At 72.8% G+C, this 24,746-nt stretch carries 20 protein-coding genes and 1 pseudogene; 8 read left to right on the top strand and 13 right to left on the bottom strand.

The window, feature by feature from the left end; genetic code table 11:
- Window positions 1–16 precede the first annotated feature (16 nt).
- Both AC5K6T_RS02145 and mca read right to left on the bottom strand, forming a co-directional pair.
- Window positions 17–265 (bottom strand): hypothetical protein, encoded by a 249-nt coding sequence (locus AC5K6T_RS02145; RefSeq protein ID WP_493205084.1) that lies wholly within the window; start codon window positions 263–265, stop codon window positions 17–19.
- On the bottom strand, window positions 258–1,139 hold the full coding sequence (gene mca, locus AC5K6T_RS02140) for a mycothiol conjugate amidase Mca (RefSeq protein ID WP_493205082.1): 882 nt from the start codon (window positions 1,137–1,139) through the stop codon (window positions 258–260). Before mca ends, AC5K6T_RS02145 begins: the two co-directional genes overlap by 8 nt.
- Window positions 1,140–1,338: 199 nt before the next feature.
- On the opposite strand from mca, the gene AC5K6T_RS02135 reads away from it, so the two are divergent.
- A complete protein-coding gene (locus AC5K6T_RS02135) occupies window positions 1,339–1,737 on the top strand; it encodes a DUF4307 domain-containing protein (RefSeq protein WP_493205080.1) in 399 nt (132 codons plus the stop codon).
- Window positions 1,738–1,924: 187 nt separating this feature from the next.
- Window positions 1,925–2,425, top strand: a complete 501-nt coding sequence (greA, locus tag AC5K6T_RS02130) for a transcription elongation factor GreA (RefSeq protein WP_493205078.1) — start codon at window positions 1,925–1,927, stop codon at window positions 2,423–2,425.
- A 78-nt stretch (window positions 2,426–2,503) separates the two neighbouring features.
- Here greA and AC5K6T_RS02125 read toward each other — a convergent pair whose 3' ends face one another.
- The 3 genes from AC5K6T_RS02125 to ilvA form a co-directional block, all read right to left on the bottom strand.
- The gene (locus AC5K6T_RS02125; RefSeq protein ID WP_493205076.1) at window positions 2,504–3,352 is read right to left on the bottom strand and encodes an ABC transporter permease; all 849 of its coding nucleotides are present in this window, start codon (window positions 3,350–3,352) and stop codon (window positions 2,504–2,506) included.
- Entirely contained in the window at window positions 3,349–4,371 is a 1,023-nt protein-coding gene (locus AC5K6T_RS02120) for an ATP-binding cassette domain-containing protein (protein WP_493205074.1), read from the bottom strand. Before AC5K6T_RS02120 ends, AC5K6T_RS02125 begins: the two co-directional genes overlap by 4 nt.
- Window positions 4,372–5,102: 731 nt before the next feature.
- Entirely contained in the window at window positions 5,103–6,332 is a 1,230-nt protein-coding gene (ilvA, locus tag AC5K6T_RS02115) for a threonine ammonia-lyase (protein ID WP_493205073.1), read from the bottom strand.
- A gap of 163 nt (window positions 6,333–6,495) precedes the next feature.
- Between ilvA and AC5K6T_RS02110 the strand changes: the two genes are divergently transcribed.
- The 3 genes from AC5K6T_RS02110 (at window position 6,496) to AC5K6T_RS02100 (ending at window position 8,270) form a co-directional block, all read left to right on the top strand.
- Window positions 6,496–7,020 (top strand): MarR family winged helix-turn-helix transcriptional regulator, encoded by a 525-nt coding sequence (locus AC5K6T_RS02110; protein ID WP_493207290.1) that lies wholly within the window; start codon window positions 6,496–6,498, stop codon window positions 7,018–7,020.
- A 403-nt stretch (window positions 7,021–7,423) separates the two neighbouring features.
- The gene (locus AC5K6T_RS02105) at window positions 7,424–7,927 is read left to right on the top strand and encodes a sigma factor-like helix-turn-helix DNA-binding protein (RefSeq protein ID WP_493205071.1); all 504 of its coding nucleotides are present in this window, start codon (window positions 7,424–7,426) and stop codon (window positions 7,925–7,927) included.
- Between the two features lie 94 nt (window positions 7,928–8,021).
- Window positions 8,022–8,270: a hypothetical protein gene (locus AC5K6T_RS02100; protein ID WP_493205069.1), complete on the top strand. Its 249-nt coding sequence runs from the start codon at window positions 8,022–8,024 to the stop codon at window positions 8,268–8,270.
- Between the two features lie 3 nt (window positions 8,271–8,273).
- Here AC5K6T_RS02100 and AC5K6T_RS02095 read toward each other — a convergent pair whose 3' ends face one another.
- Window positions 8,274–9,428 (bottom strand): cystathionine gamma-synthase, encoded by a 1,155-nt coding sequence (locus AC5K6T_RS02095; RefSeq protein WP_493205068.1) that lies wholly within the window; start codon window positions 9,426–9,428, stop codon window positions 8,274–8,276.
- 150 nt (window positions 9,429–9,578) lie between these two features.
- On the opposite strand from AC5K6T_RS02095, the gene AC5K6T_RS02090 reads away from it, so the two are divergent.
- Entirely contained in the window at window positions 9,579–10,697 is a 1,119-nt protein-coding gene (locus AC5K6T_RS02090) for a hypothetical protein (RefSeq protein ID WP_493205066.1), read from the top strand.
- A 332-nt stretch (window positions 10,698–11,029) separates the two neighbouring features.
- Here the strand turns inward: AC5K6T_RS02090 and msrA are convergent, their stop codons facing one another.
- Complete coding sequence (gene msrA / locus AC5K6T_RS02085; protein ID WP_493205065.1) at window positions 11,030–11,542, bottom strand: peptide-methionine (S)-S-oxide reductase MsrA; 513 nt, start codon at window positions 11,540–11,542, stop codon at window positions 11,030–11,032.
- 332 nt (window positions 11,543–11,874) lie between these two features.
- Here msrA and AC5K6T_RS02080 point away from each other — a divergent pair, with 332 nt between their 5' ends.
- Window positions 11,875–13,098: an FG-GAP-like repeat-containing protein gene (locus AC5K6T_RS02080; protein WP_493207288.1), complete on the top strand. Its 1,224-nt coding sequence runs from the start codon at window positions 11,875–11,877 to the stop codon at window positions 13,096–13,098.
- A gap of 332 nt (window positions 13,099–13,430) precedes the next feature.
- On the opposite strand, the gene AC5K6T_RS02075 is transcribed toward AC5K6T_RS02080, so the two are convergent.
- From AC5K6T_RS02075 to AC5K6T_RS02065, 3 genes are all read right to left on the bottom strand, one after another.
- Window positions 13,431–14,873, bottom strand: coding sequence for an MFS transporter (locus tag AC5K6T_RS02075; RefSeq protein ID WP_493205063.1), 1,443 nt, complete (start codon window positions 14,871–14,873; stop codon window positions 13,431–13,433).
- A gap of 249 nt (window positions 14,874–15,122) precedes the next feature.
- Window positions 15,123–15,506: a VOC family protein gene (locus tag AC5K6T_RS02070; protein WP_493205062.1), complete on the bottom strand. Its 384-nt coding sequence runs from the start codon at window positions 15,504–15,506 to the stop codon at window positions 15,123–15,125.
- Between the two features lie 768 nt (window positions 15,507–16,274).
- Window positions 16,275–17,315, bottom strand: a complete 1,041-nt coding sequence (locus tag AC5K6T_RS02065; RefSeq protein ID WP_493205060.1) for an NAD(P)-dependent alcohol dehydrogenase — start codon at window positions 17,313–17,315, stop codon at window positions 16,275–16,277.
- Window positions 17,316–17,488: 173 nt separating this feature from the next.
- On the opposite strand from AC5K6T_RS02065, the gene AC5K6T_RS02060 reads away from it, so the two are divergent.
- Complete coding sequence (locus AC5K6T_RS02060; RefSeq protein WP_493205059.1) at window positions 17,489–18,394, top strand: helix-turn-helix domain-containing protein; 906 nt, start codon at window positions 17,489–17,491, stop codon at window positions 18,392–18,394.
- A gap of 236 nt (window positions 18,395–18,630) precedes the next feature.
- Here AC5K6T_RS02060 and AC5K6T_RS02055 read toward each other — a convergent pair whose 3' ends face one another.
- The 3 genes and pseudogenes from AC5K6T_RS02055 to AC5K6T_RS02045 all read right to left on the bottom strand — a co-directional run bounded on the left by AC5K6T_RS02055 (window position 18,631) and on the right by AC5K6T_RS02045 (window position 24,717).
- Complete coding sequence (locus AC5K6T_RS02055) at window positions 18,631–21,945, bottom strand: S8 family peptidase (RefSeq protein WP_493205058.1); 3,315 nt, start codon at window positions 21,943–21,945, stop codon at window positions 18,631–18,633.
- A gap of 313 nt (window positions 21,946–22,258) precedes the next feature.
- Window positions 22,259–22,933: pseudogene (locus tag AC5K6T_RS02050) on the bottom strand (ABC transporter ATP-binding protein); the annotation flags it as partial.
- 323 nt (window positions 22,934–23,256) lie between these two features.
- Window positions 23,257–24,717 (bottom strand): ABC transporter permease, encoded by a 1,461-nt coding sequence (locus AC5K6T_RS02045; protein WP_493205057.1) that lies wholly within the window; start codon window positions 24,715–24,717, stop codon window positions 23,257–23,259.
- Between the last annotated feature and the right edge of the window lie 29 nt (window positions 24,718–24,746).

Genomic DNA, 24,746 nt, shown 5'->3' with positions numbered 1-24,746 from the left:
GCCGGCCCGCTGCCGGTCAGCTCCGGGACGAGGGGGTGCCGGAGGAGGCGGAGGCGGGGCCGTCGTGCTCCTCCGGCTCCGGGGCCTCCTTGAAGTCGACCTTGCCCATGTGGCGGTTCATCGACTTCATCAGGCCCCACACGGCCAGGGCCATCACCGCGAACACGATGAAGCCGAGGACGCCGGGGGTCACCTTGTCCTTGTCGAGTTCCTCGGCGAGGGGGACGAGGTGGGTCATTGCCAGGCTTGCGGTCATGTCAGGCATTGTCGCGGATGCCCGCGAAGAGGTCGTCCTCGGGGAGGGAGGTGTCCACGAGGGACTTGGCGAGCTCGTACTCCTCGGTCGGCCAGACCTGCCGCTGGATCTCCATCGGCACCTTGAACCAGCCGCCGTCGGGGTCGATCTGCGTGGCGTGCGCGATCAGCGCCTTGTCCCGGATCTCGAAGAAGTCGGCGCACGGAATGTGTGTGGTGAGGGTGCGCTCGGCGCGCTGGAACTCGTCCCACCGCTTGAGCCACTCCCCGTACGGCGACTCCAGGCCGCGCTCCAGCATCGCGTGGTGCAGTGCCTCGGTGCGGGGCCGGTTGAAGCCCTGGTTGTAGTAGAGCTTCAGCGGCCGGTGGGCGGGGCCGAACTCGCCCTCCGGGTACTTCCCGGTGTCCGCCGCCCCTTCGAACGCCACCATGGAGATCTTGTGGGTCATGATGTGGTCGGGGTGCGGGTATCCGCCGTTCTCGTCGTAGGTGGTGATCACCTGGGGGCGGAACGCGCGGATGCTGCGGACCAGCTCGCCGGCCGCCTTGTCGACGTCCTCCAGCGCGAAGCAGCCCTCGGGCAGCGGCGGCAGCGGATCGCCCTCGGGCAGGCCGGAGTCGACGAAGCCGAGCCATTCCTGGCGCACGCCGAGGATCTCCCGGGCCTCGTCCATCTCCTTCCTGCGGACCTCGTGGATGTTCTGCTCGATGTACGGGTCGCCCTGGAGCTTGGGGTTGAGGATGGAGCCACGCTCTCCGCCCGTGCAGGTCACGACCAGCACGTCCACCCCCTCGGACACGTACTTGGCCATGGTGGCCGCGCCCTTGCTCGACTCGTCGTCGGGGTGGGCGTGGACGGCCATCAGTCGCAGCTGGTCAGTCAAGACTCAATCCTCAAGTCGATGTCGGCGCCCCGGGTGCGCCGGTACGGTGGTCGGGTGTCGTCCGGTGGGTCGTCGAGGGGCGGCGGTCGGCGCCGTGCGGGCGGCTTCTATAGTGACCGAATCGGGGGGCGAATAATTCCGGGTCCGGGGGCCGGATCCCCTATCGGGACACTCGTCCCGCACAGCCGGGAGGACGATCATGGGTACGGCGGGTACGCGAGTGCCGGAGGGCCGCTACGGCCGCTCCTCGGACGCGCGCACGGACCGCAGGCTCACGGTCCTCGGAATGGCGCTGGGCGGGGTACTGGTCGTCGTGGTGGGCTGGTTCGGCTACCACCATGTGGTGGGCGCCGGCATCAGCGCCGAGGTGATCACTTTCCGGACGGAGGACGACCGGGTCCAGGTGCATCTGGAGGTGCGCAAGGACTCCGGGACGACCGGCTACTGCACCCTGCGGTCGCAGTCCGCGGACGGCGCCGAGGTCGGCCGTGCGGACTTCCGCTTCTCCGGGTCCGGCACACGGATCGACGAGGTGGTCACGCTCCGCACGACCACTCGGGGCACGACGGCGGAGCTGGTCGGCTGCCACGAGGACTGATGTCAACCGGGCAATGCCGTCGCCCGCTCGGATACGGGCCGCTGACCTGCATTGACGGAATTTTAGTGACGTATGTCCTCCCCCTTGGGCCGCTGAATTGTTAGGCTCGTGGTTTCGCCCACTCTTGAAGGAACATTCTTCTGGGTAGGGCGATGCTTTGTATTCCCAGTACCGACGAGGAGCACCTGTGACCCAGACCAGCGAGAACGTCACCTGGCTGACCCAGGAGGCGTACAACAAGCTCAAGGACGAGCTTGCGCACCTTACTGGTCCTGCGCGCACGGAGATCGCCGCCAAGATCGCGGCCGCGCGCGAGGAGGGCGACCTGCGCGAGAACGGCGGGTACCACGCGGCCAAGGAGGAGCAGGGCAAGCAGGAGCTTCGTGTGCGCCAGCTGACCCAGCTTCTGGAGAACGCTCAGGTGGGCGAGGCCCCGTCCTCGGCGGACGGCGCTGTGACGCCCGGCATGGTCGTGACGATCGCGTTCGACGGCGACGAGGACGACACGCTGTCCTTCCTGCTCGCCTCCCGTGAGTACGCCAGTGCCGACATCGAGACCTACTCGCCGCAGTCTCCGCTGGGCTCCGGCGTGATCGGCCACAAGATCGGCGAGGACGCCGAGTACGAGCTGCCGAACGGCAAGAAGGCCTCCGTGCGCATCCTCAGGGCCGAGCCCTACCAGAACTGACCCTGCCGACTGTCTTTCCGACGGGCCCCCGGCGTCCTGTGGCGACGCCGGGGGCCCGCTCGCGCCCGGGGCGGCCGGTCAGGCCGCGGAGCGGTACTTGCGCACGGCCAGGGTGCGGAACAGAGCGATGATCAGCACCGACCAGATCAGCGAGGCCCACACGGGGTGCTGCATCGGCCAGGCGTCCGGCGTCTGGAAGCCCGGGGGGAGGTTGCCGAAGAGTTCGCGGCACGCCTGCACGGTGGCGCTGAACGGGTTCCACTCCGCGATGTGGCGCAGGAAGGACGGCATCTGGTTCGCGTCGACGAACGCGTTCGAGATGAACGTCAGCGGGAACAGCCAGATCAGACCGCCCGACGTCGCCGCCTCGGGGGTGCGCACGGTCAGGCCGATGAGCGCGCCGACCCAGGTGAAGGCGTATCCCAGCAGCAGGAGCAGGCCGAAGGCTCCGAGCACCTCACCTATGTTGGTGTGGGTGCGCCAGCCGACGAGCAGCGCGACCATGGCGAGGACGAGCAGCGTGAAGGCCGTCTGCACCAGGTCGGCGAGGGTGCGGCCGGTGAGGACCGCGCCGCGGGCCATCGGCAGCGAGCGGAAGCGGTCGATCAGACCCTTGTGCATGTCGTCGGCGATGCCCGCGCCGGCTCCGGCGGTGGCGAAGGTGACGGTCTGGGCGAAGATGCCCGCCATCAGGAACTCGCGGTAGACGGACGACTCCGTCGAGCCGCCGATGTTCATGGAGCCGCCGAACACATAGCTGAACAGCACCACGAACATGATCGGCTGGATCAGGCCGAAGATGATCACTTCGGGGATCCGGGTCATGCGGATCAGGTTGCGCTGGGCGACGACGAGTGAGTCCCGGATGGACTGGACGAGCGGGTTCTGCCCGGTGGTGACCGGTGTGGCGTCGGTGACGGCACTCACTGGCCGTCCTCCTTTCTGGTGGTGCGGGAGCGGGGGCCGGCGGTGGCGCTGTCGCCGTCCGCCTCGTCCTGGGTGCCGCTCTCGGCGACGTGGCCGGTCAGGGAGAGGAACACGTCGTCGAGGGTGGGGCGCCGCAGACCGATGTCGTCGATCTCGATGCCCCGCACATCCAGCTCGCGGATGACCTCGGCGAGCAGCTTGGCGCCGCCGGTGACGGGCACGGTGAGCTTGCGGGTGTGCTCCTCGACGGTGGTGTCGCCCTTGCCGAAGCCGGTGAGGACCTCCGCGGCGGGGGCTATGTCCTCGCGCTCATGGACGACGACCTCGACGCGCTCACCGCCGGTGCGGGCCTTGAGCTGGTCGGAGGTGCCGCGGGCGATGACGCGCCCGTGGTCGACCACGGCGATGTCGTGCGCGAGGTGGTCGGCCTCCTCCAGGTACTGCGTGGTGAGCAGCAGGGTGGTGCCGTCGGAGACGAGCTGCTTGATGACGCCCCACAACTGCTGACGGTTGCGCGGGTCGAGGCCGGTGGTCGGCTCGTCCATGAACATCACGGGCGGGGAGACCACCAGCGCCGCCGCCAGGTCGAGCCGACGGCGCATACCGCCGGAGTAGGTCTTGGCGGTGCGGTCGGCGGCCTCGGTGAGATGGAACTGGTCGAGCAGCTCCTCGGCGCGGATCTTCGCGGCCTTGGCCTTCATCTGGTAGAGCCGGCCGACCATCTGGAGGTTCTCGCGTCCGGTGAGCAGCTCGTCGACGGCGGCGAACTGGCCGGACAGGCCGATCGAACGGCGGACCTCGTTGGGCTGCCGGAGCACGTCGAGGCCGGCCACGACGGCCCGGCCGCTGTCGGGGCGCAGCAGTGTCGTCAGACAGCGGACCGTCGTGGTCTTGCCCGCGCCGTTGGGCCCGAGCAGGCCGAGGACGGTGCCCTCGGGGACATCGAGGTCGACGCCGTCCAGAGCCCTTACGTCGCCGAAGGTCTTGACCAGACCTTCGGCATGAATGGCGCCTGGCATATGAATCTCCACGTCGTTGAGGTGTGTCGGAAAGGCTGATGGGTGCGTCTCGTCCTGCTCTGCGGTACGTCAGGCCCGTCGGAGCGCGGCCACGAGGAGACGTTATCGCGATGTATCGCGTTGCTCAATCGAATTTCCCCGAACGAGTGACCGCGGCGCCGCCTGTGGGCCCCGGCCTGCGCGGATGCCCGCGCCCACCTCAGCCCACGCCCGTGAACGCCCGGCCGATGAGCCGTGAACACCTCGCCCCACCGGATCCCGCCGGCCGGATCGGGGCCGGGTGTCGGCAGCGTCCGGGGGCCGGCGGCCTGGCGCGGACGGCCCGGCGGACCGGCCCGGCGCCCGGTCACCGGCCGCGGCCCGTCCCCGGTCCGTCCGCCGCGGCCCGCCGGCCACGGCCCGTCCGCCGCAGCCCGCTCGCCACGCGCCCGTGCACCGCGGCCCGCCGTCCGCGAACTCCCGCGTTCCGCGGCCGGCCCGCGCGGCCGCCATCGCCCGCTCGGCCCGTCACGCGGCGACGACCGGCCGGCCGCGCACGCCGCTCGCCCGGCACCGCGCACCGCGCACCGCGCACCGCGCACCGAACACCCGGCACCCGGCACCCGGCACCCGGCGCCCCGGCTGCCCACCGCCCGGACGACCGCCACCGCCCGGACGAGCACGACCGCCCGTGCGGACACCGACCGCGGGCGGTCGCGCCGGACCGACTGCGGGCGGTCGCGCCGGCCGGCTCAGCCGATGACCGTGTATCCGGCCTCGCGCAGCGCCCGGCCGACCTCCGCGCAGTGGGCGGGGCCCTTCGTCTCCAGGTGCAGATCCACCTCCGCCTCCGTGAGCCCGAGTCGTGGGTCGGTCCGTACATGACCCACATCGAGCACGTTAGCGTCGGCCACTGACAACACCCCCAGGAGCGTGGCGAGCGCCCCGGGACGGTCGGTCAGCCGCAGCCGGACGGCGAGGTAGCGGCCCTGGGCGGCCATGCCGTGCCGCAGCACCCGCTGGAGCAGCACGGGGTCGACGTTGCCGCCCGACAGCACCGCGACCACCGGCCCCTCGAAGGCGGCCGGGTCGCTCAGCAGGGCGGCGACCGGACTGGCGCCGGCCGGTTCCACCACCAGCTTGGCCCGCTCCAGGCACAGCAGCAGGGCGGTGGCCAGTTCGTCCTCGCTGACCGTCCGCACCTCGTCCACGAGGTCGCGGATCAGGGCGAACGGCAGGTCGCCGGGCCGCCCGACGCGGATTCCGTCGGCCATGGTGACCGGGTTCGGCAGGCTCACCGGGCGCCCCGCGGCGAGCGAGGGCGGGTAGGCGGCGGCGCCCTCGGCCTGCACGCCGACGATCCGCACGTCGGGCCGCAGCGCCTTCACCGCGACGGCGATGCCCGCGGCGAGCCCGCCGCCGCCGACTCCGACGACGACCGTGCGCACCTCGGGGCACTGCTCCAGGATCTCCAGACCCACGGTGCCCTGGCCCGCGATGACGTCGGGGTGGTCGAAGGGGTGGATGAGGACCGCGCCGGTCTCCCGGGCGTACTCCTCCGCGGCGGCGAGCGTCTCGTCGACCACCTGGCCGTGCAGCCGCACCTCGGCGCCGTACTCGCGGGTCGCGCTGATCTTGGGCAGCGGGGCCCCCTGGGGCATGAACACGGTCGCCCGCACCCCCAGCAGCGCCGAGGCCAGGGCGACGCCCTGCGCGTGGTTGCCCGCACTGGCCGCCACCACGCCGGCGGCCCGCTCCTCCGGCAGCAGCCCGGCGATCCGGACGTAGGCGCCGCGCAGCTTGAACGAGCCGGTCCGCTGGAGGTTCTCGCACTTCAGGTGGACGGGGGCGCCCACCAGCTGAGTGAGGTGCCGGCTGCCCTCCATCGCGGTCAGCCGCGCCACCCCGGCGAGCATCTTCCGCGCGCCGCGCACGTCGTCGAGGGTGACCGGCGGCAGCGGATCGGCTGTGAGGCGGTTCATCTCTCAAGTCTCGCAGTTCACCCGCGGCGCCGGCGGGTGTGACCAACCTCCGAGACCGGATTGTGCAGCCCCGGTACGACCCGTCCGCCATCCGCGTACTCTGTCCCCCGACTCAGCCGCCCCATCATGAAGTGAGCTCTTGGCCATGCCCAGAACACCTGACATGTCGATGGACGTGACGACCGTCGGTGACACCGGCCTTCTCGACGCTCTGCAGCACGAGGTGGCGCTGTTCGCCCGTCGCGCCGAACAGACCCGGCTCGGCGGGGTCGGCCAGCTGCGCAACTCCATGGACCGCGCCGCGTACCTGCTGCTCAACCGGCTCGACAAGGAGGGACCGATGGGGGTCAAGGCGCTCGCGGCGAGCATGGGCATCGACTCCTCGACGGTCACCCGGCAGGTGGCTCCGCTCGTCGACACCGGGCTCGTCAAGCGCACCTCGCACCCCGACGACGGTCGGGCCGTGGTGCTTCAGCTGTCTCCCCGCGGGATGTCGCGGCTGGCGGAGGTCCGCTCCTCGCGGCGTCAGCTGATGGCCGAGCTGACACACGACTGGGCACCGCAGGAGCGCGAGTCGTTCTGCACGCTCCTGACGCGCTTCAACGACGCGCTGTCCGCCCGCATGGCCGCGCACGACGTGGTGCCGGGCGAGGAGACGGCACAGCAGGAGGAGTCCCCCGCGTCCTGATGGCGGTCCGGGCCGCTCACGCCGTGTCCGCGCGGGTGCGTGCCTCCACGCACCTTCTCCCCCGCCGCACCTCCCTTGGATCTTTTGGATCCCTTGGATCCCTTCGCTCCCTTCGCTCCTTTGGGATCCCTTCGGTCCTTTCACCCCCTTCACGACGACAAGCGCCTGCACGCACTGGTTCACGCCGGTACGCGCCCGTGCCCGCCCGCGCGCTCGGCGTGCGCGCCGTGTCCGCCGTCCGCACGCCGGGTCGCTGCGTGGCTCTTGACCGAAAGGGCACCCCTGGCCTCATATGAGACGGGGACGGCCGACGGGCCGTCGCCACACCGGGGTCCGCCGCACGTGGGGCCGGCTCCGGCGGGGTTCGTCGGTGCGGGTCGGGGCGCTCCCAGGGGGAGGTGCGGTGCGGGATCGGCAGGCGGCGCAGGACGCGCGCCGCGACCGGGAGTTCGGGGCGTTCGTGGCGGGTGCCGCGGGGCGGCTGCTGCACACCGCCACCCTGCTGACGGCGGAGACCCCGGCCGACAACCCGCGCGCCCGGCAGTTGCTCACCCGCGCACTCGCGCACACGTACGCGCGCTGGAACCGGCTGCGCGGCGAGGATCCGTACGCCCGCACCCGGCAGTGTCTCGCCACCCGCTTCGCCCGTACGGCCTGGCACCAGTACGGCGCTCTCGGCCGGGCCCGTCCGCGGCCCGGCAGCGTGCTCGCGGCGCTCACCCCGCAGGAGCGTCTCGTCCTCGTCCTGCGGCTGTACGAGGGGGTCGCGGAGGAGCAGACCGCCGCACTGCTCGGGCTGCCCGTGGAACGGATCCGGGCGGTGTGCGACCGCGCGACGGCTACGCTGCTGCATCCGCCGCGGGGTCCGGCCCCGGCGGTCCGCGGCACACCGGCGGTGGCCTCGTGAGCGGGCGTCGCGGCCCGGTGAGCCCGGGCCGCGGGGCAGGCGGCCCCGTGGGAGACGCGGGAGCGGACGCGCCGGCCGACGGGGGGAGACGGGCGTGAGCCGTGCGGACCGGGAGGCGGCGGCGCGGCGGATCATGGAGCGGACGCCTCCCCCGGTGCCGCCGGAGCTGCACCGCGACGCGGTCCGGCAGGGCGGCCGGGTGCTGCGGCGGCAGGCGCTCGGGCGGCGCCTGCTGTGGCTGCTGCTGTGCGCGGCGGCCGCCGCGTTCGCCGTGTGGGCCGCGGTGGCCCAGCCGTGGGTGGCGCCGCCGTCGGAGACGACGCCACCGCTGACCGGCTGGTGAGGGTCAGCCCAGCGCCTGCTGGAGGTCCTCCAGGAGGTCCTCCACGTTCTCGATGCCGACGGACAGGCGGACGAGGTCGCCCGGGACCTCCAGGGCGGAGCCGGCCGTGGACGCGTGCGTCATCCGGCCCGGGTGCTCGATCAGCGACTCCACGCCGCCCAGGGACTCGCCCAGGGTGAAGATGCGGGCGCGGTTGCAGACCTCGACGGCCGCCTCCTCGCCGCCCGCCACCCGGAAGGAGATCATGCCGCCGAACGACCGCATCTGCTTGGCCGCGATCTCGTGGCCGGGGTGGTCCGGCAGGCCCGGGTAGAGGACGCGCGTCACGCGCGCGTGCCGGGTGAGCATGTCGGCGACCTTGGCGGCGTTCTCGCTGTGCCGGTCCATGCGCACCGACAGCGTCTTGGCCCCGCGCAGCACCAGCCAGGAGTCGAACGGCCCGGCGACGGCGCCCATGGCGTTCTGGTGGAAGGCCAGTTCCTCGCCGAGCGCCTCGTCGGCCACGACCAGCGCGCCGCCGACGACGTCGGAGTGGCCGCCCATGTACTTGGTGAGGGAGTGCACCACCACGTCGGCCCCGAGCGCGAGCGGCTGCTGGAGGTAGGGGGTGGCGAAGGTGTTGTCCACGACCAGCTTCGCCCCGGCGTCGCGGGCGATCTGGGCGACGGCGGCGATGTCGGTGATCCCGAGCAGCGGGTTGGACGGGGTCTCCACCCAGACGGCCTTCGTGCGGGCAGTGATCGCGGCACGGACGGCGGCCGGGTCGCTGGTGTCGGCGACGGACCACTCCACGCCCCAGCGGGCGACGACCTTGGCGAACAGGCGGAACGTGCCGCCGTACGCGTCGTTCGGGATGACCACGTGGTCGCCGGGGCCGAGCAGCGTGCGCAGCAGGCAGTCCTCGGCCGCCAGCCCGGACGCGAACGCGAGACCGCGACGGCCTCCCTCCAGCGCGGCGAGGTTCTCCTCCAGCGCGGTCCTGGTGGGGTTGGCGCTGCGGCTGTACTCGTAGCCGCCGCGCAGGCCGCCGACGCCGTCCTGCTTGTAGGTGGAGACCTGGTAGATCGGCGGTACGACCGCCCCGGTGAGGGGGTCGGCCGTGTTGCCCGCGTGGATGGCGAGCGTCTCGAAGTGCTGACTGATGTGCCTGTCGCTCATGCGGCTGAGCGTAGTCGGCCGGACGGTCCGGTGCCGGGCGAGTCGACCGGCACACGGCAGTCCGGTGGGCCGGGCTCCGCGGGGACGGGGTTATCCACAGGCCGGGGGGCAGGTTGGCCAAGTGTCGGTGGCGTCTGGTTCGCTTGAGGCATGGAGATTCTCTGGGTCCTGATGGCGCTGCTCATGCTGAGCCTGGTGCTGGGTCCGTTCGTCCTGCGCCGGCGACGCGGTGTCGAGCGGGTGGCCCCGGGACACCCGGACGCCGCCGACCCCGCGACGTACGGGTTCGTGCGGCAGGAAGACCTCGACGTGCGCATGCCCGGCCCGGACGGGGACCTGCTGGACGTGCTGGATCTGGTGCAGCGCACTCAGGACCACCGGGCGGCGGCCCAGCTGCTCGCCGGGACCGAGACGGAGGGCGAGCGGCGCTGGCAGCGGGTGCAGGCCTTCGCCGGGGCGGCGGCCCTGGAGCTCCAGCAGCGGCCGGGCGGCGTGAGCGACACCCCGGGCGGGCAGTGGCTGCGGGTGTGGCGGGCTGAGATGCCCAAGGACGCGGGCGGGGCGGCGGTGCACGCCGAGTTCCTGGTGCAGCAGGCGTGGCGTACGGCCACCCCCGGCACGGACGACTTCCGGATCATCATGGAGGAGGCGAGAGCGGCGTGCGGCGAGGCCGCGCTGCTCTCCCCCGGCGACCCGGTCCCGTACATCGTCGAACTGTCGGTGGCCCGCGGGCTGGGCTACTCCGGGCCGGAGTTCGAGCAGCTCTGGCTGAAGATCCTGGACCGTGCGCCGGCCCACATGGGGGCGCACCTGGCGGCCCTGCACTACTGGTGCGAGAAGTGGCACGGTTCGCGTGAGCAGGCGTACGCCTTCGCCGAGGCCGCGGCGGCCCGGGCGCCGCGGGGCTCGCTGCTCGCGGCGATGCCGCTGTTCGCGGTCTTCGAGCACCTGCCGGAGGTCAACCTGGTCAGAGGGTTCTACCAGAGCGAGGTCGTCACCAGAGCGGTGCACGGCGCGCTGTACGCGGTGCACTCGGCGCGGCAGGACGACCCGATGCTCGCGCACGTCCGCCACATGCTGGTGTTCTTCCTGGTGCGGGGTGAGCGCTGGGCGGAGGCGATGAGCCAGCTGGTCCAGGTCGACGGACACGTCGGCGCCCTCCCCTGGACCCTGTCCGGTGACCCGGCCGCGGAGTTCGCGGTCTACCGCGCCCTGGCGGTGGCGGGCTTCGAGGCGAACGGCGGGACGCCCGCGACACTGCCGCACTGACGCGACGCCCGCGACGCTGCCGCACTGAGGAGCCGGGCCCGCGTCCGCGAGGGCACCCGCCCGCTCAGCGCCGGCCCCGGAACGACACCCCGGACCAGGATCGCGCACCGCCCGGCCGTGACGCCCTCCGACGCGGGGCGACCGCGCACTCCCCGGCCTCGGGCAGGCGCCCTTGCGCGCTGCGGCGGACACCCCGTCGGCAGCGTGTGGTCGGCCTCACGGGGGCGGCGGCTCGGCCGCGGGGCTCCGGGCGGGCCGGGGCCGCGGCCCCGGCGAACGGGGCCGCGGCACGGGGCCCGGTCAGGTGCGCGGCAGGACGCGGCCGGTGGCGGTCAGCCCTCCGTGCGCGCGGGGAGCCGCCATCCGGGGCGGGGGAAGTGGCAGGTGTAGCCGTCCGGGTAGCGCTGGAGGTAGTCCTGGTGCTCGGGCTCGGCCTCCCAGAAGGGCCCGACCGGCTCCACCTCGGTGACGACCTTGCCGGGCCACAGTCCGGAGGCGTCCACGTCGGCGATGGTGTCCTCGGCGATCCGCTTCTGTTCGTCGTCCACGTAGTAGATCGCCGAGCGGTAGCTGAGGCCGATGTCGTTGCCCTGGCGGTTCCTGGTGCTCGGGTCGTGGATCTGGAAGAAGAACTCCAGGAGCGTGCGGTAGTCGGTCTGCTCCGGGTCGAAGAGGATCTCGATGGCCTCCGCGTGCGTGCCGTGGTTGCGGTACGTCGCGTTCGGCACGTCACCTCCCGTGTATCCGACCCGGGTCGCCGTCACGCCCGGCAGCCGGCGGATCAGCTCCTCCATGCCCCAGAAGCATCCGCCGGCCAGCACGGCCCTCTGCGTCTGCGCAGCCATCTCGGCCCCTCCATCACTCGTCGGTTCGGTCGCTGGTGCCGCGGCACCAGGGCTGTTCGGCTCGCACATCACCGGCAACCGATGCCCACCCTCCTCAACGCGCGGGGGTTCCCGGCGATTCCGGGCCCCTCCCCGCCTCCCCGGGGGATCGCCCCGCCGGTCCGGTGCGGACGGCCGACGGGATGCCTACGGGATGCCGACGGACCTACGGGATGCCGACGGAATGCCCACGGAACGCCGACCGGAATGCCGACGGGAATGCCGACGGGATGCCGACGGGATGCCGACGGGATAAGGTTCCGCTTCACATGATCGGGAGGGGAACCCAGCAGATGAAGAACCGTCTCACCAGGGGGATGGCCACGCTCGTCGGCCTCGCGCTCGCCGGCACCGGGCTCGGCGCCGCCACCGCGGCCCCGGCGGCCGCCGACTCGTACGACTGCCCGGCGGGCTACTTCTGCGGCTGGAGCGGCGAGAGCACCAGGGGCACGCTGTGGAAGACCACCAAGAGCGTCGCCGACCTGGGCAGCTGGGACAACAAGGTCCGCTCCTACGTCAACCGTACGAAGCTGATCGCCTGCCTCTACGACGACAAGAAGTACGTGCCGTGGGGTGGTTACGCGCCGCTGGAGCCGAACGACCCCGGCGAGTACACCTCGGACCCGGTCGCGACCATCAGCTCGATCAAGTTCGTCCGCACCGAACGGGAGTGCGCCGGCCCCGCCTATCCGCGCTGGTACTCCTCTCCCTCACCGGAGAACCTCGGCTTCGGCGACATGAACGGCGACCGCGCCGCGGACGTGATCACCCGCGATGAGGCCGGCCGGCTCTGGTTCACCCCGGGCGACGGCACCGGGCGGCTCATCGGCGCGGGCGGCTGGAACAGCATGAGCGCCCTCACCCGGCACGGCGACTTCAGCGGCGACGGCCGGGAGGACCTCATCGCGCGGGAGGCCGCCACCGGAAAGCTCTGGCTCTACCCCGGCACCGGCACCGGCTCGCTGGGCTCCCGCCGCCTCATGGGCGCCAGCGGATGGAACGGCATGCGCCTGATCACCGCCTACGGCGACCTCACCCGCGACGGGCGCTCCGACCTGGTCGCGGTCGAGAAGTCCACCGGCAAGCTGTGGCTGTACCCGGGCACCTCCACCGGGAAGCTGGCCGCCCGCAGGCTGATGGGCTCCCGGGGATGGAACGCGATGAACGCGCTCGTCGGCATCGGTGACGCGAACGGCGACGGGCGGCCCGACCTGTACGCGCGCGAGGCGGCCACGGGCAGGCTGTGGTTCTACCCCGGCACCGTCACCGGGCGGCTCGGGGCCCGGGTGCTGATCGGGTCGGGCGGGTGGAACGCGCGGCAGAGCGTCTTCGCCGTGGGCGACTTCTCCGGCGACGGGCGGCCGGACCTCGTCACCGTGACGAACAGGAAGTACGCGATCGACGGGTTCGTCGGACATCCCGGGTGGCTGGTCACCTACCAGGGGCTGGGCAACGGGCGCGTGGCGAGCGGGGTGCGGGTCGACGGTGAGTGGTGGCGGCTCAACGGCTTCTGCTGAGCGATCCACTGGAGCCGGAGGGGGCGGGGCTGTGTCGGGGACCGGCCGCGTCTCCTGCCGGCCGCGTCTCCTGCCGGCCGCGTCTCCTGCCGGCCGCAGGGCCGTGCCGGCCGAGCGTGCCGTTCCCCGCGCGCCCCGGGGGAGAGCGCGGAGCCCCGCAGGCCCGTGCTCGGCGCGCCGCCCCGGCCCCAGGGACCCACCGCGGTGCCGGCCGGGGAGCCGCGCCGGCCACGCGCCGGTCCCCGCGCGCCCCGGCCCGGCGGGACTGTGCCGGACGGCTCGCCGGACCGGCGGAGGGGGCGCCGCACTACTCAAGGTCTGTCCGGCGCGGGTCAGGAGGAGGGCTTCGGTGAACCGGGGGGCATCACGCGGGCGGCGAGGGCGGTGAGGAGGACTGCGGCCACCGCGCTGCCGACCGCCGCCCAGCGCAGTACGCCGTCGATCGCGGCGGAGAGGCCGACATGGGAGGTGCGGACCTCGATGACCGTCGCCGTGGCGGCCACGCAGACGCCCGCCACGCCGATCACGATGGCGAGTTCCACCCCGGAGGCCTGGCCCACCCGCTGGGCCGGTACGACCGCCTGGGTGCCGCTGCTGCCCAGCGTCCAGCCCATCCCGTACCCGAACCCGGTCAGCGCGAGGCCGGGCAGGTAGGACCAGAGGGCGCTGCCGGACGAGACGACGAACAGGCCCACCGCGCCGACCAGGGTCACGACACCCATCATGCGCGGGACGTCGAAGCGCTCACCGAGCCGGCCCGACAGCGGCGCGGCGACACCCGCGGCGACGGAGGCGGCCAGGAAGATCAGCCCGGAGTCCAGCGGCGAGCGGTCGGTCACCTCCTGCAGGTAGATCGTGATGCCGTACATGGCCACGACGAAGCCGATGTTCGCCACGGTCGACATCAGTGTGATGATCACGAAGGGCCGGTTGCGGAACAGGTCGAGCGCGACCAGCGGCCAGCGCGCCACCCGTTCCCGGAACACGAACCCCACCAGCAGCAGCACCCCCGCCACCGCGACCCCCGCGACGACCGCGGGCGGCCACGCCTGCTGACGGTCCACCGTCAGCGTCACGGTGGCGATACCGGCCGTCACCAGGGCCAGCCCCGGTACGTCGAGGGAGTGCGGCACCGTGGTGTCGCGCGACTCGCGCACCCCGAGGACCACCATGACGACGGCCGCGATACAGGTGGGGACGTTGACGAGGAGCACCACACGCCAGCTCAGCAGCTCCGTGACCCCTCCGCCGAACACCGGCCCGAGCGCCAGGGCCAGGGCGCCGATGCCGTACGCGTTGCCGATGGCCCGCATCGTCTGCTCCGGCGGGTAGGCGTCGGTGATCACGGCGACGGCCAGGGGGAAGAGCACGCCCGCGCCGACGCCCTGGGCGATGCGGAGCACGATGACGGGGACCGGCTCGGAGGCCAGGCCCGCGCCCAGCGAGCACAGGGCGAAGACGACGAGACCTGCGATCAGCATCCGCCGCCGGCCGAAGATGTCGCCGAGCCTGCCGCCCGGGATGAGGACCGCCGCCAGCGCCAGCATGTAGCCGCTGATCACCCACTGAAGGTCGGTGGTGGTGGTGTGCAGGTCCGACGCCATCCGGGGCAGCGCGAGGTTGAGCGCCAGGAAGTCCAGCTGCACGACGAAGATGCACAGCGAGGAGGCGATCAGCGTCAGCCGCAGCCGGGGCTGACGGGAGGAGTGGCCGGGCGCGCCGTCCGCCGGGGCCCGGCCTCGGCGGGAGTTCCGGTGCGGCGGACCGACGTGCATGGCGTTCTCCCCTGTGCTGCGCCCTGGTCGCGACCCGGCCGTCGGGCGGCCGTGGAACGGCTCGCCCCTGAAGGCCGGGAAACCTCCGTGCATGCCGGGACATCACTGAATGCCGGGAAAGCGGCGTTGTGAGGGTATCCACTCCGTCCGCCGCCGGGCGCCTCCCCGCGGCGCGTGTCTCCTCGGGCGTGCCACCGCGCGGCGCGGGTGCCTGCGCGGGCGTCACCCCACGGGGCGGGTCTGCCCCGCTCAGGCCCCGCTGCCGTAGGGGCGGGTGAGGATCTCCAGGTTGTGGCCGCTGGGGTCGTCGAAGTACGTGCCCCGGCCGCCGTCGTTGTGGTTGATCTCGCCGGGGCGGGAGTGGTGCGGGTCGGCCCAGTAGGTCAGACCGGCCGCGCGGACCCGGGCGAAGATCGTGTCGAAGTCGGCCTCGGAGACCAGGAAGGCGTAGTGCTGCGGGGTGATGGCGCCGGAGACGTCCATGTAGTCGAGGGTGACGCCGTTGGGGATCTCGACGGGGATGAACGGCCCGTAGCGCGGGCTCACCTCCAGGCCGAGGAGGTCGGCCAGGAAGCGGGCCGAGGCCTCCTTGTCGTGCGCGGCGACGATGGTGTGGTTCAGCTGGACGGTCATCAGGCCTGCCTCCGTGTCGGTTCGCGCCCTCCGCCTCAGCCGCGGCGTGCACCGTCGGTCCCGGCGGGCTGCTCCCTTCCACGCTAGGGCGTGTCGCGAAGGTCCCGCCTGCCCCGCGGCGTGCGGCGCGAGTACCCCGCCGCGTCGTCGGGGTCATCCCGTCCGCGTACGCCCGGTCCACGGACGGCCCTCCGCCCTGCGATGCTCCCCCACTGCCCCGGCGTGGGAGGTGCCCCCGGCATCGGACGCCGCGGGCCCCGCCCTCCGGGCGGACGACGCTGCCTTCGCCACCCGCCCAGGTGCGGTGACCCGGGGGGCCGCGAGCCGGTGGACCGTCCCGGTCACCGCTCCGGGCCGCCCCGGCCCTCCGGCACCCCGGTCCGCGGACCCGGTCCGCACCGGGCGCGGGGCCTGCGCCGAGCGCGGACCCCGGCGGCTGCACCGCCCGGGCACGGACCGGATCCGCCGAAGCACGGCGGCGCAGGTCCGCCGAAGCACGGCGGCGCGGTGCGCCCGGCCGGCGGGCCGGGCGCCCCGCGCCCCGAGGGCGTGCCCCGACGCCGCTTGGACGGTCGTCAGACGGTCTCCGGACGGACTCCGACGGACTCCGACGGACTCCGACGGGACTCGGGCGTCTCGGACGCAAGGCGGACCGTCTCCGACGGTCCTCGACTGATGTCGGGCGCTCTCGGACGGCCTCCGTCGGACTCACACGGACTCCGACGGACTCCGACGGACTCCGACGGACTCAGACGGACTCAGACGGACTCAGATGGTCGAGGTGTCGATCACGAAGCGGTAGCGGACGTCGCTGTTCACGACGCGTTCGTAGGCGTCGTTGACCTCGTCCGCGCGGATCACCTCGATCTCGGCGCCGAAGCCGTGCTCGGCGCAGAAGTCCAGCATCTCCTGGGTCTCGGCGATGCCGCCGATCATGGAGCCGGCGAGGGTCTTCCGGTTGCCGATCAGCGAGAAGAGGTTGAGGGAGACCGGCTCCTCCGGGGCTCCGACGTTGACCAGTGCGCCGCCGGTCCTGAGCAGGCCGAGGTAGGCGTTGAAGTCCAGCGGCGCGGAGACCGTGGAGACGATCAGGTCGAGGCTGCCGGCGAGTTCCCGGAAGGTCTCCGGGTCGCTGGTGGCGCGGTAGTGGTCGGCGCCCAGCTTCAGGCCGTCCTCCTTCTTGCGCAGGGACTGCGACAGCACGGTCACCTCGGCGCCCAGCGCGTGCGCGATCTTGACGCCCATGTGGCCGAGGCCGCCCATGCCGAGGACGGCGACCTTCTTGCCGGGCCCGGCGCCCCAGCGCCGGAGCGGGGAGTACAGCGTGATGCCCGCGCACAGCAGCGGCGCGGCCTGGTCGAGGCCCAGGCCGTCCGGGATCCGTACGACGTAGTTCTCGTCGACGACGATCTTCTCGGAGTAGCCGCCGTAGGTGGGCTCGCCGTTCTTGTCGAGGCCGTTGTACGTCATCACGGCGCCGCCGGTGCAGAACTGCTCCTCACCGGCCCTGCAGTTGTCGCAGACGCGGCAGGAGTCGACCATGCAGCCCACGCCGACGCGGTCGCCGACGGCGAACCGGGTCACCGCGGAGCCGACGGCGGAGACGACGCCGGCGATCTCGTGGCCGGGAACCATGGGGAAGATCGCCTGACCCCAGCCCTCGCGGACCTGGTGAATGTCCGAGTGGCAGATTCCGGCGTACTTGATGTCGATCAGGACGTCGTGCTCGCCGACCGGGCGGCGCTCGACGGTGGTGCGCTCCAGGGGCGCCTTGGCGGCGGGAGCGGCGTACGCGGCAACAGTGGTCATGGCGGGGGATTCTCCTCGCAGAGTGGTCCGCGCCCGGCGGCCATCCGGCCGGGCACGCACCCCAGCCTGCCGCCCACGGCCGGATCCACCCAGACCACGGCTCTGCCTACGTCCGGCGTTCCTACCACCGGCAAGGTCAGGCTCCTGCGCGTACGTCCGGGAATACTGGACGCATGGACGCACAGCACGACTCCGGCGCGGCTCTGGACCGCAGGGCCGAGCTCAGCACGTTCCTGCGTACGCGGCGGGCCCGGCTGAAGCCGCAGGACGTGGGCCTGCCCGAGTTCGGCCGGCACCGCCGGGTGCCGGGGCTGCGGCGCGAGGAGCTGGCCCAGCTCGCCGGGGTGTCGGTGGCGTACTACACGCGGCTGGAGCAGGGCAACGGGCGGAACGTGTCCGCGGAGGTCCTGGACGCGATCGCCCGCGCGCTGCGGCTCACCGACGCCGAGCACGCGCATCTGACGCACCTGGCCAGGCCGAGGCAGCTCAAGAAGAAGGCCGTGGCGCGCAGCGAGCAGGTGCGGCCGTCGCTGACGCAGCTGCTGGACGCGATGGACGCGGTGCCGGCCTATGTGGTGGGGCGGCGCTCGGACGTGCTGGTGTGGAACCGGATGGCGGCGGCCGTGTTCGGGGACTGGGCCGCGATGCCGCCGGCGGAGCGGAACTGGGCGCGGATGGTGTTCCTGCGGCCGGAGTACCGCGAGCTGTTCGTGGACTGGGAGCAGAAGGCGATCGACATCGTCTGTCTGCTGCGGATGCACGCCGGGTGCTATCCGGACGATGCGCGGCTGGCGGCACTGGTGGGTGAGTTGTCCGTGAAGAGCGAGGACTTCCGGCGGCTGTGGGCCACCCACGACGTCAAGGAGAAGAGCCACGGCGTGAAGGAGCTGCGGCATCCGCTGGCGGGAGAGCTGTCGCTGCGCTTCGAGTCGTTCCGGCTGTCCGACGGCAGCGAGCAGGCGCTGGTCACCTACCACGCCGAGCCGGGCACGCCGTCCGCGGAGGCCCTGCGCCTGCTGGCCAGCTGGGGCGCGGACGCGACCCGGGCGGGGCAGGACAGCCCGACCCGGCGGGGCTGAGGGGCGGGGCGCCGTACCGGCCCCGGTCCCACCGGGCCCGGGTCCGGCCCCCGGTCCCACCGGGCCCGAATGCGGCCCGGACGGCCCGGATCCTCCACTCGCGCGCGCCTCGCCCCCGCACGCGCACGAACGGCCCGGCGGAAGCGGGTGCTTCGGCCGGGCCGTTCGCTCAGCGGTGGGCGGTCCGGAGGATCAGGGCCGCGGCCGCGTGCGGCTCACTCGCCGCGGTGCGCTGCTCACTTGCCGTAGTAGGCGTTGTAGATCGACACCGTCGACTTGTTGTTCTTCTTGTCGGTGATCCGGGCGCGGAACGAGACGGCCTTGTTCCTGGCCGGGTTCTTCACCGTGATCCTGCCCTTGGTGACGGTGACCTTCTTCCAGGTCTTGCCGTAGTCGTACGACACGTACACCGCGAGCGACTTCAGGTTCGAACCGCGGGCGGCACCCTGGACGGAGACCGGGACGGTCTGCTTGACGCCGGCCTTGACCCGGCCGTCGGAGCCGGTCCTGGCACCGAAGCGGACGCTGGAGGCGGGCAGGGACACCATGTCCTTGGCGGACTTCTTGGAGCGGAAGGTCCAGCTGGCGTCGATCCGCGTGGAGGCGGCGGCGACCTTGGAGCTGCGCCTGACCGAGGTGGTCAGACGGTACTCGGCGTCGCCGGGCGTGACCGTGAACTCCTTCTCGCCCAGCAGCGGGTCGTGGTGCGAGCCGACCTTGTGGCCGTTGCGGTACAGGCTGGTGGTGGCCGAGGTGAAGGCCGTGAACCCGGTGTGGCCCGCGGAGTCGGCGAACAGCGGCAGCATGCCGCCGATCCGGTTGCCCGCGCGGTACAGGCCGTACTCGGACGACAGCTTCGGGCCGAAGACCGGCTTGTTGAAGGTGGTGGCGTACTTCCTGCCCGGCCGGTAGGTCTGCAGGCGGTCGAGCGTGTAGTAGGCGTCGGCGACCGGGAAGCCGTCGGGGTCGCGGCCGCCGTACTGCTCGAAGTCCACGCCCCACATGATGCCGCCGGCCGTGGACACGTACGCCGTGCGGGTGCCGGGCAGCTTCTGCTCCACCGGCATGCCGCCGACGAAGGCCTCCGGGAAGACACCGTAGAGGGAGACCGCTCCGGTCTTGCCGGGGGTGGCCGCCGCGAGGGTGCTCTTCACCGTGGCGAGTTCACCGGAGGTGAAGTGCTTGGTCCGGGCCCCGACGACCTTGCTGACCTTGGAGGTCAGTGCCACGTCCCACTCGGTGCCCCGGCCCTTGGTCCACTGGCCGAACCAGGTCTGGGCCAGACCGGTGACCGACGGTCCCATGTGCGCGATGCGCATGTCGCCGAAGGACGGTGCGACGAAGCCGATGCCGAAGCCGCCGGCGTCGTAGGAGTAGGAGACGGACGCCAGCCGCGGCTTGGCGGCCCGGTCCGGCACGGTGATGTCGGCGGCCTTGGCCCTGCGGGCGTCGACCGTCAGCGTGAGGTCGCGGGTGACGACGAGCTTCGGCTGGACCAGCCAGTCGATGCCGCCCTTGAAGTTCTCGAGGTCCTCGGTGATCCAGGCGTCCATGCCGTAGGTGCCGCGCGGCACGCGCACCGTGGTGACACCGGACTCGGCCTGCGGGACGTCGAGGTAGCGGCCCGAGGCCAGGCCGCCGTAGCCGAGCAGGGCGGTGACGTACTTGCCCGTCGGGCTGCCGTCCTTGCCGACGTGCCGGATCCTGACGTCGTAGGACTCGACCTCGCGGTTGACCGCCGCGGCGGTACGGACGGACTGCCCGCCGCCGGTCGCGGTCACGTACGCGGAGTACGCGCCGTCGACGGTGCCGCCGAGCCGGGTGTTGACGGTGACGCCGACGGAGGCCGTGCCGCCCGCCGGGACGGTCACGCGGTCGGCCGCCAGTGCGAAGAAGCCGGCCGGGGCGGTGGCGCCCTTCGGGTTGGTGGCGCTGACCTTGAGGTTCAGCGTCACGTCCCGGGTGCCGAGGTTGCGGTACGTGAGGTTCTTGGTGACCGGGGTGTCGTCCGTGTGCGGCCACTGCTGGGTGCCGAAGCCGACCGACACCGGCTCGGCGATCACCGACTGCTTCAGGGCCCTGTCGATCTGGACGCGGCCCGCACCCTGCTCGAACGCGGTGTACTTGCCGCCCTTGGTGGAGGCCGTCAGTACGCCCTTGAGTTCGGCGTAGGTCCACTCGGGGTGCTGCTGCTTGAGGATCGCGGCGGCGCCCGCCACGTGCGGGGTCGCCATCGACGTGCCGGAGATGGTGACATAGCCGGCCGGCTTCTCGCCGGTCTCCTGGGCGATGACGCTGCCCTTGGCGGACGCGGCGGTGATGTCCACGCCCGGTGCGGTGACGTCCGGCTTGATGGCGCCGTCGCCGACGCGCGGGCCGGTGGAGGAGAAGGGGGCGAGCCGGTCGCGGTCGTCGACGGCGCCGACGGTGAGCGCGGCGTCCGCGCTGCCCGGCGAGCCGACGGTCTCCGGACCGGAGTTGCCGGCCGCGATCGCGAACAGCATGCCCTTCTCCGCCGACAGCTTGTCGACGGCGGCCTCCAGCGGGTCGACGCCGGGGCCGTCCGGGCCGCCGAGGCTGAGGTTGACGACGTCGGCGCCCTGTGCGGCCGCCCACTCCATGCCGGCGAGGATGCCGGAGTCGTCACCGGAGCCCTCGTCGTCGAGGACCTTGCCGTTGAGGATCTTCGCGCCCGGCGCCACGCCCTTGTACGTGCCGCGGGACTTGGCGCCGGTCCCGGCCGCGATGGAGGCGACGTGGGTGCCGTGGCCGAACCTGTCGGTGGCGGTCGCGGCCGACGTGAAGTTCTTGGACGCGATCACCTGGGACTTCAGGTCCGGGTGGGTGGCGTCCACACCGGTGTCCAGGACGGCGATCTTAACGCCCTTGCCCGTGTATCCGGCCGCCCACGCCTTGGGGGCGCCGATCTGCGCGGTCGACTTGTCGAGGGTGACGCGGCGGACCCCGTCGAGCCAGACGTGTGCGACACCGGCCGCGGTCCGGTCGCCGTCGGTGACCGCGTCCCACAGCTCGGGCGCGTCGGCCTCCGGCGTCTGCACCGCGTCCGCGTTGAGAGTGCCGAGGCTGCGGCGCAGGGTGCCCGCGTCGCGGACCTCCTGCTTGGCCGCCCTCGCGGCGCCCCGGTAGCCGACGATGACCTTCAGGCCGTGCCGCTGGGACGCGCGGGTGGCCGGCTTGTTCAACTCGGTGATGTCGAACAGCCGCTGGTCGAGCTTGCCGGTGGCGACCAGCCGGGCCGCGTCCGCCGGGATCACCAGGGTGTGGCCCTGGACGTTGCGGACGGCGACGGGTATGTCCTCGCGGCCCTCGGCGCGCTGGAGGCCGATGACGTGGCCCCCGGCGTCCACGGTCACACGGTCACCGGTGATCAGGGTGATCCGGTGATGGGGCGTCAGCTTCGCCGCGGCAGCGCGGTGCTGCGGCGAAGCGGTGGTGCCGGCCGCCGCCGGGCTGGTCAGGCCCGCGGCGAGCGCGACGGCGGCGGCACCTGCGACGGTGGCCGCTCCGACCTTCTTCACTTGTCTGCGCAAGACTCCCCCTGGGAGATCGGATACCGGGCGAATTCCCCTTCACCCGGCCGGGGGTCGTCTGGCACACGTGTACGCCATCCCCCCGGAGCACGCAGTATGCCGGGCGGTGATCGTCCGGCTCAATACGAGGTCTGTCACGACTCCGTCATAAACAGGGGTGTCAGGGGTGATTTCCGGACACGTGAGGTTCGGTGAGGGGATCGGACACGGCCCTTGCGGTGGTGCCGTCCTCGGTGACGGAGCCTCCGGTGACGGCTCGTCCGCTGACGGCGCCTCCGGTGACGGCTCGTTCGGTGACGGCTCGTTCGGTGACGGCTCGTTCGGTGACGGTGATGGCGCCCTTGCGGATGGTCGCGAGCCGCGGGGCGCGACGGGCGATGGCGGAGTCGTGCGTGACCATCACGAAGGTCAGGCCGTGCTCCCGCCACATGCGCTCCAGGACCTCCATGATCTCGTCGCGCATCGACTCGTCGAGGTTGCCGGTGGGTTCGTCGGCGAGCAGCACCTTGGGCCGCTTCACGAGCGCGCGGGCGATCGCGACGCGCTGCTGCTGACCGCCGGACATCTCGCCGGGCAGGTGCCCGAGGCGCTCACCGAGCCCGACGGACTCCAGGGCCTCCGCGGCCCGTTCGCGGCGCTGCCTCGCCCTGACGCCGAGGGGGACCAGGGCGGTCTCGACGTTCTCCTGGGCGGTCAGGGTGGGGATGAGGTTGAAGCTCTGGAAGACGAAGCCGATGCTCTCGCTGCGCACCCGGGTCAGCCGGGCCTCGGGGAGTACGGCGAGGTCGGTGCCGTCGAGGAGGACCTGGCCGGAGGTGGGACGGTCGAGGCCGCCGAGCATCTGGAGGAGGGTGGACTTGCCGCCGCCGGTGGGGCCCTGGATGACGAGGCGGTCGCCGTCCTTGATGGTCAGGTCCACGCCGTCGAGGGCCCGGACGGTCTCCTTGCCTCGTGTGTAGTGCTTCGTCACCGCTGTGAGGTCGTACATGGTGTTCCTTGTCTGCGGGGAGGTCGGAGCGGACGGCCGGTGGTGCGGAGCGGACGGCCGGTGGTGCGGAGCGGACGGCCGGTGGTGCGGAGCGGACGGCCGGTGGTGCGGAGGGGATGGCCGGTGGTGCGGAGGGGGCGGGCGGCGCCGCTGCGGGCGGCCGTACGGACGGTCGTCGCGGGGGCGTCGCGGGGTCGGCCGGTGTGACCGCCGCTCCTCCGGGGCCGGTTGGGGCGGTGGTCGGGCGGCCGGGGCGGGGACGTCCCGGCCCGTCGGCGGTACGCGGCCGGGGAGGCTGCGCCGGGGGCCCGCCCGCCGGGGGCCTACTCGACGCGGCGCAGTGCGTCCGCCGGGCGGAGCCGCGAGGCCCGCCAGCCGCCGAAGGCGCCCGCGACGAGGCCGCCCGTCACCGCGAGACCGACCGCGAGGGCGATGGTGGTGACGCTGACCGGGGCCGTGAGGGCCACCTCCAGCGTGCGGCCCGCCGCCTGCGGGCCGCCGCGCAGGCCGCCGAACCCGCCACCGCCGCCGGGGCCCTGGCCGCCACCGGCGCCGAGGTCGGCCTCCAGGGTCGGGCTCACCGCCGTGACCGCGTATGCGCCGGCCAGGCCCAGGGCGATGCCCAGCGCCCCGCCCACCAGGCCGTTGACGACGGCCTCGCCGACGACCTGGCGGGTGACACGGCCGGAGCGCCAGCCGAGGGCCTTCAGGGTGCCGAACTCCCGCACGCGGCGGGAGACGGCCGAGGAGGTGAGCAGTCCGGCGACGAGGAACGCCGCCGCGAGGACCGCGGCGGACAGCCACGTGCCGACCCTGGTGGCCAGGTCGGAGGCGGTGGACAGGGAGCCGGAGACGGTGTCGGCCAGGTCCGCGGAGGTGGTCACCGTGGTGCCCTGGATGTGGGACTGGATGGCCGACTTGACCGAGTCGATCCGCTGCGAGTCGGTGGCCTGGACGTAGATCGTGGTGACCTCGTCCTCGGCGTCGGCGAGGGTCTGGGCCTGCTGGAGCGGGATGTAGAGGTTCGCCGCAGAGTCCCCGCTGTCGGCGGTCGCGATGCCGATGACCTCGAACCCGACGCCCTTGACGGTGACCGTCGAACCGACCTTGTACTCCTTCTCCTTGGCGTAGGCGGAGTCGACGACGGCGACCTCGGCGTTCGTCTCGGACGCCTCGAAGGTACGGCCGCTGGTGATCTCGGAGGAGGTCAGCGGGCCGAGGGCGGGTTCGGTGACGTCGGTGCCGTAGACCGAGTAGTTGTCGACGTCGAAGTCGGCGCCGCCACCCTCCACCTCGCCCTGCGGGGTCTGCGGCCGGCCGGCGGCGCCGCCGCCCTGTCCGCCGCCGTTCGGCCGCTGCTGGAACTGGCCGCGCGTGAACTCGCCGCTGACCCGGACCACCTGGAGGCTGAGCCCGCCGACCGCGTCGGCGACGCCGTCCTGTCCGGCGACCTGGCCCACGGTGGACGAGGCGAGGGTCGTCAGGCCCTGGACCCGGACGCGGTCGCTGCTCTGCTCCTCGCCGGAGTCCTCCGCACGGGCGTCGAAGCGGAAGCGGGGGCGCCCGCCGTCCTCTCCGTTCTGCGCGGCGGCGGCCTTGGTGACCGTCATGTCGGTTCCGAGCCCGTACAGCGACTCGAGGACCCTGTCCTGCGCCTTGCCCATGCCCGAGGACACGGAGGTGACCACGATGACGAGCGCGATACCCAGCGCCAGGCCGGAGGCGACGACGAGGGCCGCCTTTCTGCGGCGGCGCAGTTCGCGCCTCAGGTAGGTGAAGAACATGCGCCGCAGGCTAGGAGCGCACCGTGATG

Source organism: Streptomyces sp. B8-7 (assembly GCF_058833805.1).
The sequence above is the reverse complement of the archived record's forward strand: the minus strand, read 5'-3'. Positions and strand labels throughout refer to the sequence as shown.

What these genes read in the sequence shown, in the direction of transcription:
- AC5K6T_RS02145 (WP_493205084.1), bottom strand. Translation starts at nt 265, where the DNA reads ATGCCTGACATGACCGCAAGCCTGGCAATGACCCACCTCGTCCCCCTC.
- AC5K6T_RS02135 (WP_493205080.1), top strand. Translation starts at nt 1,339, where the DNA reads ATGGGTACGGCGGGTACGCGAGTGCCGGAGGGCCGCTACGGCCGCTCC.
- AC5K6T_RS02120 (WP_493205074.1), bottom strand. Translation starts at nt 4,371, where the DNA reads ATGCCAGGCGCCATTCATGCCGAAGGTCTGGTCAAGACCTTCGGCGAC.
- ilvA (WP_493205073.1), bottom strand. Translation starts at nt 6,332, where the DNA reads ATGAACCGCCTCACAGCCGATCCGCTGCCGCCGGTCACCCTCGACGAC.
- AC5K6T_RS02110 (WP_493207290.1), top strand. Translation starts at nt 6,496, where the DNA reads ATGTCGATGGACGTGACGACCGTCGGTGACACCGGCCTTCTCGACGCT.
- AC5K6T_RS02095 (WP_493205068.1), bottom strand. Translation starts at nt 9,428, where the DNA reads ATGAGCGACAGGCACATCAGTCAGCACTTCGAGACGCTCGCCATCCAC.
- AC5K6T_RS02090 (WP_493205066.1), top strand. Translation starts at nt 9,579, where the DNA reads ATGGAGATTCTCTGGGTCCTGATGGCGCTGCTCATGCTGAGCCTGGTG.
- msrA (WP_493205065.1), bottom strand. Translation starts at nt 11,542, where the DNA reads ATGGCTGCGCAGACGCAGAGGGCCGTGCTGGCCGGCGGATGCTTCTGG.
- AC5K6T_RS02080 (WP_493207288.1), top strand. Translation starts at nt 11,875, where the DNA reads ATGAAGAACCGTCTCACCAGGGGGATGGCCACGCTCGTCGGCCTCGCG.
- AC5K6T_RS02075 (WP_493205063.1), bottom strand. Translation starts at nt 14,873, where the DNA reads ATGCACGTCGGTCCGCCGCACCGGAACTCCCGCCGAGGCCGGGCCCCG.
- AC5K6T_RS02070 (WP_493205062.1), bottom strand. Translation starts at nt 15,506, where the DNA reads ATGACCGTCCAGCTGAACCACACCATCGTCGCCGCGCACGACAAGGAG.
- AC5K6T_RS02065 (WP_493205060.1), bottom strand. Translation starts at nt 17,315, where the DNA reads ATGACCACTGTTGCCGCGTACGCCGCTCCCGCCGCCAAGGCGCCCCTG.
- AC5K6T_RS02060 (WP_493205059.1), top strand. Translation starts at nt 17,489, where the DNA reads ATGGACGCACAGCACGACTCCGGCGCGGCTCTGGACCGCAGGGCCGAG.
- AC5K6T_RS02045 (WP_493205057.1), bottom strand. Translation starts at nt 24,717, where the DNA reads ATGTTCTTCACCTACCTGAGGCGCGAACTGCGCCGCCGCAGAAAGGCG.